This window comes from Lactobacillus paragasseri (assembly GCF_003584685.1).
GTDB lineage: Bacteria > Bacillota > Bacilli > Lactobacillales > Lactobacillaceae > Lactobacillus > Lactobacillus paragasseri.
Genome location: NZ_AP018549.1, coordinates 1,084,948 through 1,100,940, shown reverse-complemented (window position 1 = coordinate 1,100,940; position 15,993 = coordinate 1,084,948). Strand labels below are relative to the sequence as shown.

Genomic DNA, 15,993 nt, shown 5'->3' with positions numbered 1-15,993 from the left:
GTGATTTAATGAGCATATTAATTTACTTTTAGCTTAAAATCCGATAATATAGTATCTATAAAATTTCGCTTTCTAGAGAGAATCAATTTATAACACTACAAAATTGCAGATTCCGTAAATTTTCCTGGGTTGGAATAGGCAATTAAACTGGAGGTATTTTTTATTGATAAGTATTGTTAAAAGTAGATCATTCGGTCTAGCAGCAGTAATGACCTTAATCTGTTCTGTCGCTGGAATTTTTATTGCTAAATTGCCATATCTCAATTTAATCGGTGCTTTAGTAATTGCGTTGCTATTAGGAATATCTTTACAGGTTTTACCAGTAGGGGTTAGAGAAGAGGCAGCACCTGGAATTGGATTTATTTCTAATAAGTTCTTGAGACTTGGAATTATCTTACTAGGCTTTAGGCTTAATCTAACCAAGTTAGCTGATGCTGGGATTAAGACTATTTTAGTGGCAATGTTAGGCGTCAGCGGTACGATTGTCTTAACTTATTGGTTGAGTAAAAAATTTGGGGCAGAAGACGAATTAGCGGTTCTATCTGCTTGCGGTACTGGTATTTGCGGGGCAGCTGCTGTAATGGGTGTTTCTCCTCAAATTGAGAGCTGCGATGAAGAGCGTAAGAGAGAAAACGAAGTTCTTGCGGTTGCGGTAGTTTGCGTAATGGGAACCGTCTTTACGTTACTTGAAATTGTGATCAAGCCAATGCTGGGATTGACTGATTCACAGTTTGGAATTGTAGCTGGTGGATCTCTACATGAAATTGCTCACGCTGTTGCAGCTGGAAATGCATTTGGCGAAGCTAGTTTAGATAGCGCCTTGATTATGAAACTTTCTCGTGTTTTACTTTTAGCGCCTGTTGCCCTGATTGTTGGTTACTGGTATCAGCGAAGACTAGTTAAAGAGAGTGCAGCGGATCACACGCAAGCACCTAAAAAATTGCCAATTCCATGGTTCTTAGGTGGTTTCATCTTAACTAGTGTTTTAGGAACATTCTTACCATTTCCGCCAGTAGTTTTGGATGGTTTGGTTCAAGCAGCATACGTATTCTTAGGAATGGCAATGGCTGCGCTTGGAATTTCAGTTAACTTCAATGTGATCTTTAAGCGCGGTGGCACCGTTTTTGGCGCTGCAGCAATTAGTTCAACTTGTTTGATGATTTTCATGATTATCATGAGTAAATTATTCTTTTAAATATAGTAAAAAGGCGATTGCATCTTAAATCTTATGCAATCGCTTCTTTATATGTTTATAAAAAAATTAATTAGTTTGGCTTTTTTTAAAACAAGCTTATTTATCTTGATTCATTTAGAATAATTTCCTTTAATGGATTTAAAGCCTAAAAGGATGATAATTATGGAAATTAATAAATTAAAAACTTTTGTAGAATTGGCTTCTACTTTGAGTTTTTCAAAAACTGCAGCAAATTTGTTTATAAACCAAAGTAGTGTGTCAAAACAAATTAAATCACTTGAAAGAGAACTGAACTGTGAACTATTTATCAGGGCAAAGCGTCAAATAAGAATGACGGAGTACGCCAAAATTCTTTTTCCAGCTGCTCAAAAAATAATCAAATTGAACGATCAAGCTTTGTCTGATTTGAGAAACTGTCTTCAGGATCGGGACGATAAGATTATTATTGGTGTTTTACCGACTTTTTGGAATTATTCTTTTTTTGATCAAATAAGTAACTTTAAAAGACAGAACCCAAATTTAAGAATAATTATTAAAGAAGGTGAAATAAACTATTTAACAAATTTATTCCAGCAGGGTAAATTGGATTTTGCTTTTGTAAGAACTACGTATGGCTATAAATCCGATTTTGAGGAATTTACAGTTGATCATGAATCTTTCTGTGCTTGTCTAAATTCTGAACATCCTTTAGCTACAAAAAAATCTTTAAAACTAGCTGATTTAAAGAATGAAAACTTTGTCTTCTATTCAGGTGAAGAAATGTTATATCACACGGTATTTGACCTTTGCCGAGAAAGTGGGTTTGAGCCTCAATTTTCTTTTGCCAGCCACAACATAAAATCGATCTTAAATCTAGTTAAGAATAATGAAGGAATTAGTATTCTCATGCATGCTCCTAAAAAAATGAAAGATGTAGCTTAGTACCGATTAAGTCAGCTTTTTCTACCAGATTAGTTTGCGTGCGACAACCTAACCAAGCTACTAAGATAGCCAGCGATTTTTGGAATTACTTAGTTAAATAATATTCTCTTTTGGAATTGAACTATCCAAAAAAAGAATTGCTAAGCACAGTGTTTTTTATCAAAATAGAGCCAATTAGTATTCCATAAATATAGTTTTATTTATAGAAAGGATCTTGATTATGAAAGGAAAAAGAAGAGTAATTTTGCTAGGAGGAATGGTGCTTACCTCTTTAACCTTACTTACTGCTTGTCAAACAAGCGCCACCAATAATAATTCTTCTTCAGCTAATACTAGTAAAGTTGTTGCTAAAGCAACTAAGTATCAAGTATCTAATAGCGACATTAGCAATGCTAAAAAGCTCCTAATTAATTCAAGTAAATGGCACTATAACGCTAAAAATAAGGTTTACTATCAAGTAAACGTTAAATACGGTACTAAGACTAAGAGTTCTTATGAATCAATGGGAATTTATATTCCAGCAGCTTATGTAAATGCCAAAAAATCTGGTACTAATACCTATAAGATTTCAATTAATACTAATAAGAAAGTAAATGGTTATACTGCATCAACTGCACCAATTGTAATGCCAATTAATACACCAGGCTATTCGGCACAGCAAGCACCAACTGGTTATGAATCTGGGTCAGCCAAGTTTACTAAGGCAGGATTTATCTATGTTCTTGCTGGTTGCCGTGGTTTAAATCAAACTGATAGTTCTAACGGATCTTCACCATGGGGTGTTACTGATTTGAAGGCAGCTATTAGAACTTTGCGTTTGAATGAAAATAGAATAGCTGGAAACACTAATCGTATTTTCACTTTTGGCCACAGTGGTGGTGGTGCTCAAAGTGCTATTGTAGGTAGTTCCGGAAATAGCAAGGCTTACATTAAATACTTGAAGGCAATCGGAGCACCGCTTGCTACTACTTCTGGAAAGGCTACAAGCGATGCAACTGAAGGTGCGATGTCATGGTGCCCAATTACTAGTTTAGATACTGCTAATGAAGCTTACGAATGGAATATGGGACAGTATTCAACTAGTGGAACACGTGCCTCTGGCACTTTTACCAAGGCTTTATCAAACGATATGGCTAAAAAGTATGCTGAATACATTAATAAACTTGGTTTAAAGGATAGTAAGAACCAAAAACTTACCTTAAAGAAGTCAAGCTCAGGTATCTATACTTCAGGGACTTATGCCGAATATTTAAAGGCAGAAGTAGAGCAGTCGCTTAATAATTTCTTGAAGGATACTAAGTTCCCATATACAGCTACTTCAATGAATGGTCCAAGTGGAGCTGCACAACAATCTGGTTCTAAGCATTCAGGTCAAAAACCGAGTGGTGCACCAAGCAATAACATGAAGAATGGTAATAATAGTAAACCAAGCGGCAAGAAGCCAAGTGGTAGCATGCCAAATGGTGGCGCTGGCGCACCAGGTGGTTCACAAAGTAGTGGTAAAACATATAAGACCGTTCAAAGTTACATTAAGTCTTTGAATAAGAACGGCACTTGGGTAAAATATAACGCTAAAACTAATACTGCCAAAATCACTAGTTTGAAAGCTTTTGTGACTCATTGTAAAGAAGCCTCAAAGGATGTTGGAGCTTTTGATGGACTTACTCGTCAACAAACCGAAAATAATTTGTTTGCAACAACTACGAGAAAAAATGGCCACTTTGATTCTACGATGAGTAATTTACTTAGTGAAAATGCAAGTAAATATGCTAAATTAAAGAATTACAAATCTAGTTATGCTAGTGCCTTTGCATCAGATTTAAAGCAAAAAGATGCTCAAGGAAACACGATGACTACAAGATTAAACATGTATAATCCAATGTATTACTTGTCTGATTACTACAAGGGCTATAATACGACTAAAGTAGCTAAATACTGGAGGATTAGAACTGGTATTAATCAGGGCGATACTGCATTAACTGTTGAAACTAACTTAGCTTTAGCTTTAAAGCAAGATAGTCAGGTTAAAAGTGTTAACTTTGCTACGGTTTGGGGTCAAGGACATACTGAAGCTGAAAGAACTGGAAATAACGAAACCAACTTTATTAAGTGGGTTAATAAGTGTTTAAAAAATTAGCTGTGATATACATTTATAAAATACCAATATATCAAAAAGGCGATTGCACATCATTATTTGTGCAATCGCCTTTTTTTAATCATATTTACTCCATTGATCTTGCAATTTTTCAATTAAAGGCTGGACTCGATCTTTATTTTGTTTTAAGTAACAAGCATAAAACTTCTGATGGGCTACTTCGTCTTTTAATGGACGAACGCTACGATTATTAGGTAAATTAAGTCCCCATTGTGAGTCTAAACTCGTTAAGTTTGTCGTAAAGAAAGGTAAAACAGAGTATTGTAAAATCTCGCTGTATTCACTGGATTCATTTTGAAAAATGATTTTGCTATCTGGAATCTCGTCTTGGTAAATCTTAGTCCAAAAGCCAATTGGTGAAGGGCTTAAGATTGTTTTACCCTTAAGCATCTTGAAGGATAGTTCCTTATATTGATTAAGATTGCATTCGGCAGGTAAGTTAACAGACATTGATTCTGTGCCTAAGTAAGTTGAAGTAATGTCGCGGTCTTCAATTGGAAAGTTAAGCAAAAGGCAAGTTACTTGATGGTCAGCTAATAAATTTTCAAAATTAGATTCAACTAAATCACTAACGATCTGGATATTCTGGTCATGTAAAGATCGTAAAACGATTCCCGGCCCTGGTGCATTCACGCCAACAATTAAAGTGGTTTGATCTTTTTCAAATTGCTTGACTCGCTTAGTAAAATCAAGATTATCATCAATTAACTTTTTAGCTTCTCGGGCTGTATATTTACCAGTCTCGCTTAAGTAGAGCTTATTTGGTTTTCTAATGAATAAAGTAACGCCTAAATCTTCTTCGAGCTTTTTCATGGAATGAGTGACCGCTGGCTGGGTTAGACCTAATACTTCGGCAGTCTTAGCAACTGTGCCGTATTTGGCAAAAGTCACTAATTCTTCTAATAAATAATTTTCAATCATAACTTACCTCACTATAAATTACATTTATCCTAGCATTAAAAACTCTGAATTTTCAAGTATAGATCTTCTTCGTATAATCATTTATGAAAAGTTTGAAAGGAAGAAGAATGACTTATGGCACGAGTAGTAATTTTAACTGGTAGTCCTCATTATGAAGGTGCTTCACAAAAATTAGCTGATAATTTTGAAAATGGTGTAAAAGAAGCCGGCAATCACATTTATCGTTATGATGCAGGTCTTCAAGGAGATAGTCAGCCGCATTTTTTACAATTAGAGCATGCGCCTGGTATGGAAGTTGGCATTCCTGATAATGATGAGGTAGAAAAGGAAGTTATTCCAGAGTTATTAGATGCAGATGTGGTTGTCTTGGTATCTTCACTTTATTATTTTGAAATTAATGCTCAGCTGAAAACAGTCATTGATCGCTTTTATGATTATAATCATGAATTAAAGGATAAAAAAATGGTCTTTATGATGGCCGGGTATGGTACGCAAGAAGATATGGATGCAGTTAAGCTTCATATGCAGAAGTTGAGCGACTATATGCGCTGGCAAATGATTGATCAAATTTATGCCGATGATTCATGGAATAAGCAAAAATTAGCGAAATTTGCTCAAGCGGCTTATAACTTAGGTAAGAGTATTAAATAAAACATTGTATATAGGAAGAAAGAGAAAAATAAAATGAAATACGCAGAATTTGTTAAGGCTGGCGAAATGAAAATTATTGATAAACCATTGCCTAAGATTGAAAAAGATGACGATGTAATTATTAAGGTCCTTCGTACTTGTGTTTGCGGCTCAGATTTGTGGGCATACCGTGGATTAGAAGAGCAAGGTCATGAAAATAGCGGTCACGAAATTATTGGAATTATTGAAGAAATTGGAAAAAATATTACTACCGTCAAAAAGGGGGACTTTGTAATTGCTCCTTTTACCCATGGTTGTGGTCATTGCCGGGCATGTTTAGCAGGTTTTGACGGTGTATGTATGAATCATGACTTGAGTGAAAACTTCTCTGGTGGCTATCAAGCAGAATATGTGCGTTTCCAGCATGCACAATGGTCATTAGTAAAGGTTCCGGGTAAGCCTGAAGATTATACTGAAGGAATGCTTAAGTCATTTTTAGCCTTAGCTGATGTAATGGCAACTGGTTATCATGCGGCTCGTGTAGCTAATGTAAAGCCCGGAGATTCAGTAATTGTTTTAGGTGATGGTGCAGTTGGCTTGTCCGCAATTATTGCATCAAAATTGCGTGGAGCTAAGCAAATCGTTTCTACGAGTCGTCATCCAGATCGTGAAAAGTTAGCACGTGAATTTGGTGCAACTGACAATGTGGCTGAGCGAGATGAGGAAGGAGTTCAAAATTTGATCTCCATTACGCGTGGTGGTGCGGATGCAGTCTTAGAATGTGTCGGCAGTAAGTTATCTAACGAAGAAGCTGTGCAAGTTGGTCGTCCGGGTGCAATTGTTGGCCGTGTTGGTTTACCACACGGAGCTGAATTAAATCCGGGTTTGATTTTTTACAAGAATATGAGTGTTGCCGGCGGTCCAGCTTCAGTGACTACTTATGATAAGGAAGTATTGCTTAAGGCTGTCTTAGATGGCAAGATTAATCCAGGCAAGGTCTTCACTAAGACATATGATTTAGATCAGATTAATGAAGCTTATCAAGATATGGCAGATAGAAAAGTAATTAAGTCCTACATTAAAGTTAGTGATTAAGGAGAAAAATATGAATAAGTGGACAAATGAAGAAATAGCTGCTTTTGATAAGGCTCAAACTTTACACAATCGTCCTTATAATGATGATAAGACAACTTTTGAAGAAGACAATCCTGTCTGGGAAGTAACTGTCGATAATCAGGTTTTCATTCGCGGTGCTAAAGGGATTAAGGATACTAAATGGTATCAAGCTGGAACCAAAAATGGCGGTCAAATTGAAGTCGCTGGTCAAAAGTTTGAAGTGAAATACCAAGCAGTTAATAACGCAGAATTAATTAAGGATGTTACCGAAGCTTTTAATAAAAAATATCATGGTCAGTATCCAATTGACTTGATGGTATCAGATCCTGTGGCTAAGGCAACAATTGCAATTGTGAAAAAGTAGAAAAAAGAAATATCTCTTATTGAAAGTGATAAAATTTCATGATATTCTAATCTCATCAATTGAAATTCATCTCTTAGAAAGAAGGGTCGCCGTTGCGTCTTTAATCTTGTGAAAAAAGCATAGTTAAATAAGTACTCCATTTATGTAGGAAAGACTATGCACTTTTGACAAGATTAAAGCGAGGCACTATCTGCTTTTAATATCTTAAAAGCAGAAAGAGTCTGTACTTGTCATAAGTGCAGGCTCTTTTTTCGAGGTGAGTTGATGAGTAGTATCAAGATTTCGAACTTATCATTTAGATATGAAGATAGTAGCGATAATATTTTTAATAATTTAAATCTGGACTTAGACAATTCTTGGCATCTAGGCTTAGTTGGTAGAAACGGACGCGGAAAGACAACGTTTCTGAAGCTATTAAATAGGAAGTTACTAGGGAGAGGTAAGATACAAACTAAGTTGAACTTCTCTTACTATCCTATTTCAATTAATGATCCTAAAGATATTACTTTGTATGAATTGCAGAATGAGGTGCAATTTGAGCAGTGGGAGTTAGAACGTGAGTTGAATTTACTAGGTGCTGATCCGAATTTGATTTGGCAGCCTTTTAATAGCTTGAGCGGGGGCGAGCAGACGAAGATCTTGCTAGCGCTTTCGTTTACTGATCAAAATTTATTTCCTCTGATTGATGAACCAACTAATCACTTAGATGAAGCAAGTCGTAAGGAAGTTAGCGATTATTTGCGTGTGCATCATCAAGGTTATATTGTGGTTAGCCATGATCGGGACTTCTTGAATCAGGTGACAGATCATATCTTAGCAATTGAGAATACAGAAATTCACTTGTATCAAGGCAACTTTGCGACCTATGAAGAAGTTAAAGCAGAAAGAGATGAATTCAACCGGGAAAAAAATCAAAAACTAGCTGGTGAAATTGGTAATCTTCATCGGCAAAAGGAACAATTCTACCATTGGGCACAAAAGATAGAAGCTAAAAAGAAACTTGGTAAAAAAACGCAACACATTATTAACCGAAGGTCTAGAATCAATAAGGCAGCTTTAGGTCATGCATCGGCGAAGATGATGAAAAAGTCGATTAGTGCTAGAAATAGAATGGATAAGCGGATTGAAGAAAAAGAAGGATTGATGGTAAATATTGAGGATGTGCCAAGCCTAACGATGAATTATTGCCCTAATTATCATCAAGTTCTGCTTGAAACAGAGAAGTTAGGATTAAGCATTCAAGATAAGGAATTGTTTACTGATCTAAACTTAGTGGTAAGGAATCACGGCGTGGTTTCGCTTGAAGGCAAGAATGGAGCTGGTAAGTCGACATTGCTAAAGTTGTTGCTGGGGAAAGCAAGAGAAACTAAATATCAGGGAAAGTATAGTTTAGCAAGTGGATTGACAATATCCTATCTACCTCAGAATTTTACTATATATAGAGGAAACTTAAGAAAATTTGCTCAAGAGCAGGATATATCATATGAAGACTTGCTTAATATGTTAAAGAAGATGGGCTTTCCCCGTTCAAACTTTGAGACTCCTATTGAAGAGATGAGTATGGGTCAGCAGAAGCGGGTTGCTATTGCTAAGTCATTAGTTGAGAAAGCTGACTTATACTTGTGGGATGAGCCAGCGAATTACTTAGATGTATTCAACCAAGATCAGTTGATTAAGGTATTGCAGGAAGTTAAGCCAGCTATGTTGTTGATTGAACATGATAAGTACTTTATTGAGCAAGTAGCAGATCAACGGATCGTTATATCAAATTAAACTGCATTTAAAAAGAGGATGATTTACAGCATTAATGTAAAATTATCCTCTTTTTGAGTATAGGATTAAGTTAGAATTCTAGTCGCATTTGTTTGTTGCTAAAAAATGACCCAATGATTATTGTGTGATTCTTTTCGCTGACTCGATAAAAAATTGCATATTTTTTGCCAATAGTTATTTTGTAAGTTGGTTTATCCAATTGATATTTTTGATGTACATTTTGATAAAGATAAGGAAAATCAGATAGCAACTGTATATTATGGTAAATTAAAGAAATATATTTTGTTATTTCCTCGTCTGAAAGAAGAAGAGTATTCTTCCAGTAAGAAATTTCGTTAGTTAGGGATGTAGTAAAATGGTCAGAATAAATGATAGTATCCATTTATTTTCCCCAGCTGTATTTGCCAAACATGGCTTTCATTTCTTTCTCTGTAGCAAAATTTCCAGTTTCAAAGTCTTTAAAACCTTCTTCTACTAATGCACGATCATGTTCTAAATCATTTTTGCTCAAGTCGATAATTACTCGATGATTTTTTTTATCAACTGTGTAGGAAAGTAGCTCTCCATCATGAACTTCCCAGTCCTTTGGAAAAATACTGCCTAGAGAATTCCCAATTTTTCTGACTTTTAGTTTTTTCATGTTTGATCATCCTTTCTTATTGTTCCTTTAGTATAACATGTTATAACTTAAATGAGATGCGCAAACTATTAAAAAATGGATAGACTATTTTTCTTTTTTTACATTTCCTAAAAAAACTACTATTTTATGCAAAAATAAACGTCACATTCGCGTAATAGATATTGAGAATTGATTTCTTAAACTATTTATTAGGAGAACTTTTTCGTGAAAAAGCAGAAAAAGCCAGATGTGGCGAAATTACTTGGCATCACAGACGATCTGATGTTTCAGAATGTGATGAAGGATCCAGTGAATTGCCGGATGTTTTTGCATGAGGTTTTACCAGATTTGGATATTCAAGGCCTTACTGTGCGAACGCAGGAAAGAATAGCATTTAATAAGGAAGAGAAGTTTTCTGTACTGGATGTGTTGATAAAAGGCAGTCAGGGTAGAAGGTACGATATAGAGATGCAGGTCGCACCGCAAAAAGACTTGGATAAACGAGCACGCTACTACATGTATAAGATGATGGAAGATGGATTTTTGCATCAGGGTGAAGAATATGGCGAATTGACAGCTGTCTATGTAATATTTATTTTGCCGTTTGATCCTAAAGGCAAAGGCTTGAAGCGATATACTTTCACTTACTCTGCTAGAGAAGATAAATCTGTTGAACTGAACGACGAATCTGAGATAATATACTTAAACAGCAAAGGGAAGAAAGGCAGCGTTAGTCAAGGACTAGAAGATTTTTATTCGTTGATGGAAGGTAAAAATACTACAAATAGTGAATTTATCAAACGAATCAAAAAGACAATGGATAATTATCGTAAAACAGAAGAATGGAGTGAACATGTGATGAATACGGAACAAATTAAAGAAATGGCACTTGCACAAGGTGTAGAACAGGGGTTGGAGCAAGGAAGAAGAGAAGCAAGAATTTTTGATATACGGAAAATAGTTAAGATTCTAAAGAGAATGAATCAAAGCGATGAACAGATCTTGCAAGAACTAAAACAGGATTATAGTGATGATTTTTCTGATGAGGAGTTAGAAAAATTTTTGAAGTAGAAGCATTTTTCCTTATAAGGAAAGAAAAATAACCAAAAAATCACTGATAAATCAATCTTTAATTAGACTGGTTATCAGTGCTTCTTTTGTATATTAAATAATTTTAAAATAAGACCTTTGCTCAGCTTTTATTCTTTGCTTAAAAAAGATTATAGTTAATTATATGAAGAAAACTACAAGTTGATTTTATGATGGAGAAAATAGATGGCTATTTTAAAACTGCAAAATGTAGCTTATCAAGTGGGACAGAAGCAGATTCTACAAAATATATCTTTTAAAATCGAAGATGGTGCTTTTTTGACACTGATTGGACCGTCAGGCGCGGGCAAAAGTACTATTCTCAAGCTAATTGCTAACTTAATTAATCCAACTAGTGGAAAGATTTTTTTTAGAGAAAAAGATATTATGACAATTGATCCCGTGACTTATCGCAGAAGTGTTTCTTACTGCTTCCAGCAGCCATCTTTATTTGGAGAAAAAGTAGCGGACAATTTATCTTTTCCATATGAGATTAGAAAACAAGCAGTTGATCGAGAGCGTATATTACGGTTATTGCATGAGGTAAGTTTAGAAGCAGATTACTTAGATAAGGATATCACTAGTCTGTCAGGCGGTGAGAAACAACGTATTGCTTTGATTAGAAATTTGATTTTTTTACCGAAAGTTTTGCTTTTAGACGAAGTGACCACGGGTTTAGATGGAGACAATAAGGCGATTATACATCAATTGATTGAGCGAGTTCATCAACAGGGTGTAACAGTGATTCAAGTTACTCACGATCAAAGTGAAATAGACAAAGCTCAGAATATTATTAAGATAAAAAAAGGTGGCATCCTTGAATGAAAAATGTAATGGTAAGCAATTGGTCGTTAGTCTTTGCCTTCGCGCTAGTTCTAGTTTCAATTGCAATTTCTGCTAAAGAGAAACTTGGTTTAACCAAAGATATTTTAATTAGCGTGATTCGTGCAATTGTCCAGCTAATAATTATTGGCTATGTTCTAAAGTTTATTTTTCATGTAAATAATTATTGGTTAACTTTTGTATCAACCTTAGTTATTATTTTTAATGCGTCTTGGAATGCCAATCAGAGAGATCCTAATCCTGATAAAAAATTTTATAATTCTGTCATTGCAGAAGCTGTTGGTACATATGCAACTTTGGCAATTTTAATTTTTTCAGGAGTGATTAAACCGATACCAATGCAAGTTATTCCTATTACTGGAATGATTGCAGGTAATGAAATGGTAGCTGTCGGTCTCTGTTATAAGTCATTAAATGAAAGTTTTCATGATTTGCGTCAATCAATACTAGAAAAAATAGCCTTAGGCAGCGATATTAAAACAGCCTCGATGCCAATTTTAAGAAGAAGCATCAAAACAGCCATGCAACCAACAATTGATTCGGCTAAGACTGTTGGCTTGGTTAACTTACCGGGGATGATGTCAGGCTTGATTTTTGCTGGCGTTAATCCGATTTATGCAATTAAGTATCAAATTATGATTACTTTTATGCTTTTAAGCGCAACAAGTTTAGGGGCTGTAATTGCAGGTTACTTAGCTTATCGAAATTATTTTAATGAGAGAATGCAATTAAAATAAATAGGCCAGACTTGAATGTCAATAGGCCTATTTTTTGTGAAGAAATCCGCTTACTTGAAAGTCATTTATTTTGTATGTATACTTGTAAATTGTAAGTAAGAATATGAAATAAATGGAAGAAGGGAATTTGTCGTGACAGAAGAAAAGTATTACGGTGCTAACGCTATTGTAGATAGCTTAATCAATCATGATGTGAAATTTGTTTTTGGAATTCCTGGGGCAAAAATCGATCGCGTATTTGAATTGCTTGAACATTCTAAGAATTCGCGTACACCAAAATTTATTTTGACTCGTCATGAACAAAACGCAGCCTTTATGGCTGCTGGAGTAGGACGAATTACTGGGAAGCCCGGCGTAGTATTAACAACTTCAGGTCCTGGAGCTTCAAATTTAGCAACTGGCCTAGTAACAGCTACAGCTGAAGGAGACCCAGTTTTAGCAATTTCAGGCCAAGTTCAAAGAACAGATCTTTTGCGCTTAACTCACCAAAGTATGAAAAACGCAGCTTTATTTGAACCAATTACTAAATATAGTGCTGAAGTTCAAGAGCCAGAAAATATTTCTGAAGTAATTGCCAATGCTTATCAAGAAGCTGAAGCTGCTAAGCAGGGTGCAAGTTTTGTTTCAGTTCCGCAAGACGTAACTGACGCAGAAGTAAAGACTAGCGTGATTGCGCCATTAGAAGCACCAAAGCTTGGACCAGCAAGTCCGATCGAATCAACTCTGCTTTCTCAACGTATTAAGGCAGCTAAATTACCAGTTCTTTTACTTGGAATGAGAGCGTCTGATCCAGAAACGACCAATGCGATTCGACGTTTAATTGCTGAAACTCACTTACCAGTAGTTGAAACCTTCCAAGGAGCTGGAATTATTCCACGTGAATTAGAGGACGACTTCTTTGGTCGCGTGGGACTATTTAGAAATCAGCCAGGAGATCAATTGCTTAAGAAAAGTGACTTAGTAATTGCAATTGGTTATGATCCGATTGAATATGAGCCTCGTAACTGGAATTCTGACCGCAGTGCTAATATTGTTGTCATTGATTCTATGCGTGCAGAAATTGATAAGAACTACCAACCTGAACGTGAGTTAGTTGGAGATATTTCACAGACTCTTGATTTCCTTCTACCATATATGGAGGGCTATTCAATGCCTGAAGAATCTAAAGACTACCTAGATTCTCTGCGTAAGACTTTGCAAAAGCGCGATACTCCACCTACTGTAACTAAAGACCAAATTAAAAGTCATCCCCTAAGTATCATTCAAGCTTTGCAAGATAGGGTAACTGATGATATGACAGTGACAGTAGACGTGGGTAGTTTCTATATTTGGATGGCAAGACACTTTAGAAGCTACGAACCTAGACATTTACTTTTTAGTAATGGGATGCAGACGCTAGGAGTTGCACTTCCTTGGGCAATTTCAGCTGCTTTAGTTAGACCAAATACTAAGATTGTTTCTATGTCAGGCGATGGCGGTTTTATGTTCTCTTCTCAAGATTTAGAAACAGCGGTTCGCTTAGGCTTAAATATTGTTCATATCATCTGGAATGATGGTAATTATGATATGGTAAAGTTCCAAGAAGAAATGAAGTATGGGGATTCAGCGGCTGTTAAGTTTGGACCAATTGATTTTGTTAAATATGCAGAAAGTTTTGGTGCCAAAGGATACCGCGTTGAAAAAGCAGCTGATTTAAATAAGGTTTTAGATCAAGCCTTTAAAGAACAAGGACCAACAATTGTTGATGTGCCAGTTGATTATAGTTTCAACCAAACATTAGGCAAGACGTTGTTAGATGACCAGATTCATTAACTCTGGAAAGGAAAATATCATGGAAAAATATGAAAGTAAAGTATTCCAGCATGGCACTTTAGGGATGCTGGTGCCTGGATTATTTAATGGAACAATGACAATTGAAGACCTGTTAAAGCATGGTGATTGGGGCATTGGCACAGCAAGTGGTCTTGATGGTGAAATGATTGTGCTAGACCATACACCCTATTTGGCTCAAAGTAATGGAGAAATCAGAGTTTTAAAAGCTGAAGAGAAAGTGCCTTTTGCGACAGTTCATTTTGAGCAGATAAAAGATAAGTTTACTGCTAGAAATTTGACCAAAAAAGAGTTAGAAGAGCACATTTTGAAAACTTATCCTTATAAAAATGTATTTTTTGCAGTTAAGATTGTAGGTAAGTTTTCAGCTGTTAAAACACGAGTAGTTGAGAAGCAAACTAGACCTTATAAACCATTGCTTGCCGTAGCAAATGAACAAGCCGTATTTGAAAAATCTGATGTTTCAGGGACAGTAATAGGTTACTTTGCACCAAAAATGTTTCAAGGAATGGCAGCACCGGGATTTCACCTACATTTTTTAGCAGATGATAAGTCAATTGGAGGCCACTTGTTAAACTTTGATGTCAGTGAAGCAACAGTTTATTTACAGCCATTTACTACGATCGACCAGCATTTGCCATTAGATAACCAGGAATTTTTAGATAAAGATTTAGATATAGCAGATATGCATGATCAAATTAAAAAAGCAGAAGGCTAAACGAAAAGTGCGTATTATCAACGTTTTTGAGACGAAGATAATACGCATTTTTTGTTTATAGTTTTTGATTCAATTTTTGGACTTGATTTTTTACTTGATGGTAAATACATAGCCAAATAATTAAGTAGCCAATAATGTAAAGAACTGTAAAAACAAGGAATGGTATAATTTGTAACTTGATCCAATCATTAAGGATGTAGAAAAGAAGATAATCAAGGTAGATGACAATAGCATCAATCGTTGTTGCAAGTCCAAGTGGAATTCTTTCAACTTTAAAGACTGCGCTGATGCCTCCAGCAATAAAAGCAAGTAAGAGACTTGAGATAATATTTTTATTTACATCTTGAACTGAAATAGTCTGAAAATTAATAGTAAAAGAATAAATAGAGTAAAAGATTACAAGAATTAGAGGACCAAAGCCAGCCGCCTGTAGTCCACTTTTAACAAAGTTTTTGATAAAGTCTTTCATTTTAATTCAGTTCCTTTCTAATTTTGGCAAAACAACGTCTTGAAACATAGTCAGTTAGTTCATTTTTCATAATAATATTGACTCCAGAGTTTTTGGTTTCTTCAAAGTGGTCAATATAGTTTCGATTGGCTATCGCTGATTTATTGATTTTCCAAAAGTTGGATGGAAGAAGATCAGTCAGTTGATACAGTCGCTTTCTAATATGATATTGCTTGTCATTATTACAGATGGCTAGAACCTTATTTTCAACAATTGTAATCATGACAATATCTGAAAAACTGACCATAGTTAAATCTTTATCATCGTAAGCTACAATTGTATTTGAATTGCCATTTGATAAAACAAACTCTTTTAGTTGAGCTGAAAAATCACTTCTTTGATGTACATAAGCTTCCACTATTTCTGCTTTACTTGGTTCAATGAATAATTTGAATTTCATTTTTAACTCCTTTCAATTTTTATTATAGAGATTAGAAATAAAAAAACTTTATTTTGCTTGTTATCGGTTAAAAAGATGCAGTAATCGGTAAAAAATAATAAATTAACGAGTATTAAATAAGATATTTTTGAAAAAATATAAAAAAAGAACAATGATCCTTCTATTTTGAAGAAC

17 protein-coding genes are annotated in these 15,993 nt (G+C 35.2%); 12 read left to right on the top strand and 5 right to left on the bottom strand.

The window, feature by feature from the left end:
• Positions 1-208: 208 nt before the first annotated feature.
• The 3 genes from LpgJCM5343_RS05280 to LpgJCM5343_RS05270 all read left to right on the top strand — a co-directional run bounded on the left by LpgJCM5343_RS05280 (position 209) and on the right by LpgJCM5343_RS05270 (position 4,253).
• Positions 209-1,195 (top strand): YeiH family protein, encoded by a 987-nt coding sequence (locus LpgJCM5343_RS05280; protein ID WP_370738415.1) that lies wholly within the window; start codon positions 209-211, stop codon positions 1,193-1,195.
• 162 nt (positions 1,196-1,357) lie between these two features.
• Entirely contained in the window at positions 1,358-2,116 is a 759-nt protein-coding gene (locus tag LpgJCM5343_RS05275) for a LysR family transcriptional regulator (protein ID WP_158577503.1), read from the top strand.
• 220 nt (positions 2,117-2,336) lie between these two features.
• Positions 2,337-4,253 carry a subtype A tannase gene (locus LpgJCM5343_RS05270; protein ID WP_113532405.1) on the top strand — a complete coding sequence of 639 codons (1,917 nt, stop codon included), beginning with the start codon at positions 2,337-2,339 and terminating at the stop codon, positions 4,251-4,253.
• Between the two features lie 75 nt (positions 4,254-4,328).
• Here LpgJCM5343_RS05270 and LpgJCM5343_RS05265 read toward each other — a convergent pair whose 3' ends face one another.
• A complete protein-coding gene (locus LpgJCM5343_RS05265; RefSeq protein WP_077958876.1) occupies positions 4,329-5,192 on the bottom strand; it encodes a LysR family transcriptional regulator in 864 nt (287 codons plus the stop codon).
• A gap of 114 nt (positions 5,193-5,306) precedes the next feature.
• On the opposite strand from LpgJCM5343_RS05265, the gene LpgJCM5343_RS05260 reads away from it, so the two are divergent.
• The 4 genes from LpgJCM5343_RS05260 to abc-f all read left to right on the top strand — a co-directional run bounded on the left by LpgJCM5343_RS05260 (position 5,307) and on the right by abc-f (position 9,075).
• Positions 5,307-5,843, top strand: coding sequence for a flavodoxin family protein (locus LpgJCM5343_RS05260; protein WP_101890755.1), 537 nt, complete (start codon positions 5,307-5,309; stop codon positions 5,841-5,843).
• A 33-nt stretch (positions 5,844-5,876) separates the two neighbouring features.
• Positions 5,877-6,917 carry an alcohol dehydrogenase catalytic domain-containing protein gene (locus tag LpgJCM5343_RS05255; RefSeq protein WP_113532404.1) on the top strand — a complete coding sequence of 347 codons (1,041 nt, stop codon included), beginning with the start codon at positions 5,877-5,879 and terminating at the stop codon, positions 6,915-6,917.
• A 10-nt stretch (positions 6,918-6,927) separates the two neighbouring features.
• A complete protein-coding gene (locus LpgJCM5343_RS05250; RefSeq protein WP_035429674.1) occupies positions 6,928-7,302 on the top strand; it encodes a DUF2255 family protein in 375 nt (124 codons plus the stop codon).
• Between the two features lie 264 nt (positions 7,303-7,566).
• A complete protein-coding gene (abc-f, locus tag LpgJCM5343_RS05245; RefSeq protein ID WP_113532403.1) occupies positions 7,567-9,075 on the top strand; it encodes a ribosomal protection-like ABC-F family protein in 1,509 nt (502 codons plus the stop codon).
• Between the two features lie 70 nt (positions 9,076-9,145).
• Here the strand turns inward: abc-f and LpgJCM5343_RS05240 are convergent, their stop codons facing one another.
• A complete protein-coding gene (locus LpgJCM5343_RS05240; RefSeq protein ID WP_077958881.1) occupies positions 9,146-9,457 on the bottom strand; it encodes a type II toxin-antitoxin system RelE/ParE family toxin in 312 nt (103 codons plus the stop codon).
• Positions 9,458-9,715 (bottom strand): AbrB family transcriptional regulator, encoded by a 258-nt coding sequence (locus tag LpgJCM5343_RS05235; protein ID WP_101890752.1) that lies wholly within the window; start codon positions 9,713-9,715, stop codon positions 9,458-9,460.
• Positions 9,716-9,919: 204 nt separating this feature from the next.
• On the opposite strand from LpgJCM5343_RS05235, the gene LpgJCM5343_RS05230 reads away from it, so the two are divergent.
• The 5 genes from LpgJCM5343_RS05230 to budA all read left to right on the top strand — a co-directional run bounded on the left by LpgJCM5343_RS05230 (position 9,920) and on the right by budA (position 14,911).
• On the top strand, positions 9,920-10,765 hold the full coding sequence (locus LpgJCM5343_RS05230; RefSeq protein WP_101890751.1) for an Rpn family recombination-promoting nuclease/putative transposase: 846 nt from the start codon (positions 9,920-9,922) through the stop codon (positions 10,763-10,765).
• Positions 10,766-10,969: 204 nt separating this feature from the next.
• Positions 10,970-11,608, top strand: coding sequence for an ABC transporter ATP-binding protein (locus LpgJCM5343_RS05225; RefSeq protein ID WP_101890750.1), 639 nt, complete (start codon positions 10,970-10,972; stop codon positions 11,606-11,608).
• On the top strand, positions 11,605-12,363 hold the full coding sequence (locus LpgJCM5343_RS05220) for an ABC transporter permease (RefSeq protein ID WP_003648758.1): 759 nt from the start codon (positions 11,605-11,607) through the stop codon (positions 12,361-12,363). The genes LpgJCM5343_RS05225 and LpgJCM5343_RS05220 overlap by 4 nt, the downstream gene beginning before the upstream one ends.
• Before the next feature lie 132 nt (positions 12,364-12,495).
• Positions 12,496-14,175: an acetolactate synthase AlsS gene (alsS, locus tag LpgJCM5343_RS05215; protein WP_101890749.1), complete on the top strand. Its 1,680-nt coding sequence runs from the start codon at positions 12,496-12,498 to the stop codon at positions 14,173-14,175.
• A gap of 19 nt (positions 14,176-14,194) precedes the next feature.
• Positions 14,195-14,911 (top strand): acetolactate decarboxylase, encoded by a 717-nt coding sequence (gene budA, locus LpgJCM5343_RS05210; protein WP_162496242.1) that lies wholly within the window; start codon positions 14,195-14,197, stop codon positions 14,909-14,911.
• Positions 14,912-14,966: 55 nt separating this feature from the next.
• On the opposite strand, the gene LpgJCM5343_RS05205 is transcribed toward budA, so the two are convergent.
• A complete protein-coding gene (locus tag LpgJCM5343_RS05205; protein WP_003648761.1) occupies positions 14,967-15,380 on the bottom strand; it encodes a DUF3021 domain-containing protein in 414 nt (137 codons plus the stop codon).
• 1 nt (position 15,381) lies between these two features.
• Positions 15,382-15,819: a LytTR family DNA-binding domain-containing protein gene (locus LpgJCM5343_RS05200; protein WP_101890747.1), complete on the bottom strand. Its 438-nt coding sequence runs from the start codon at positions 15,817-15,819 to the stop codon at positions 15,382-15,384.
• Between the last annotated feature and the right edge of the window lie 174 nt (positions 15,820-15,993).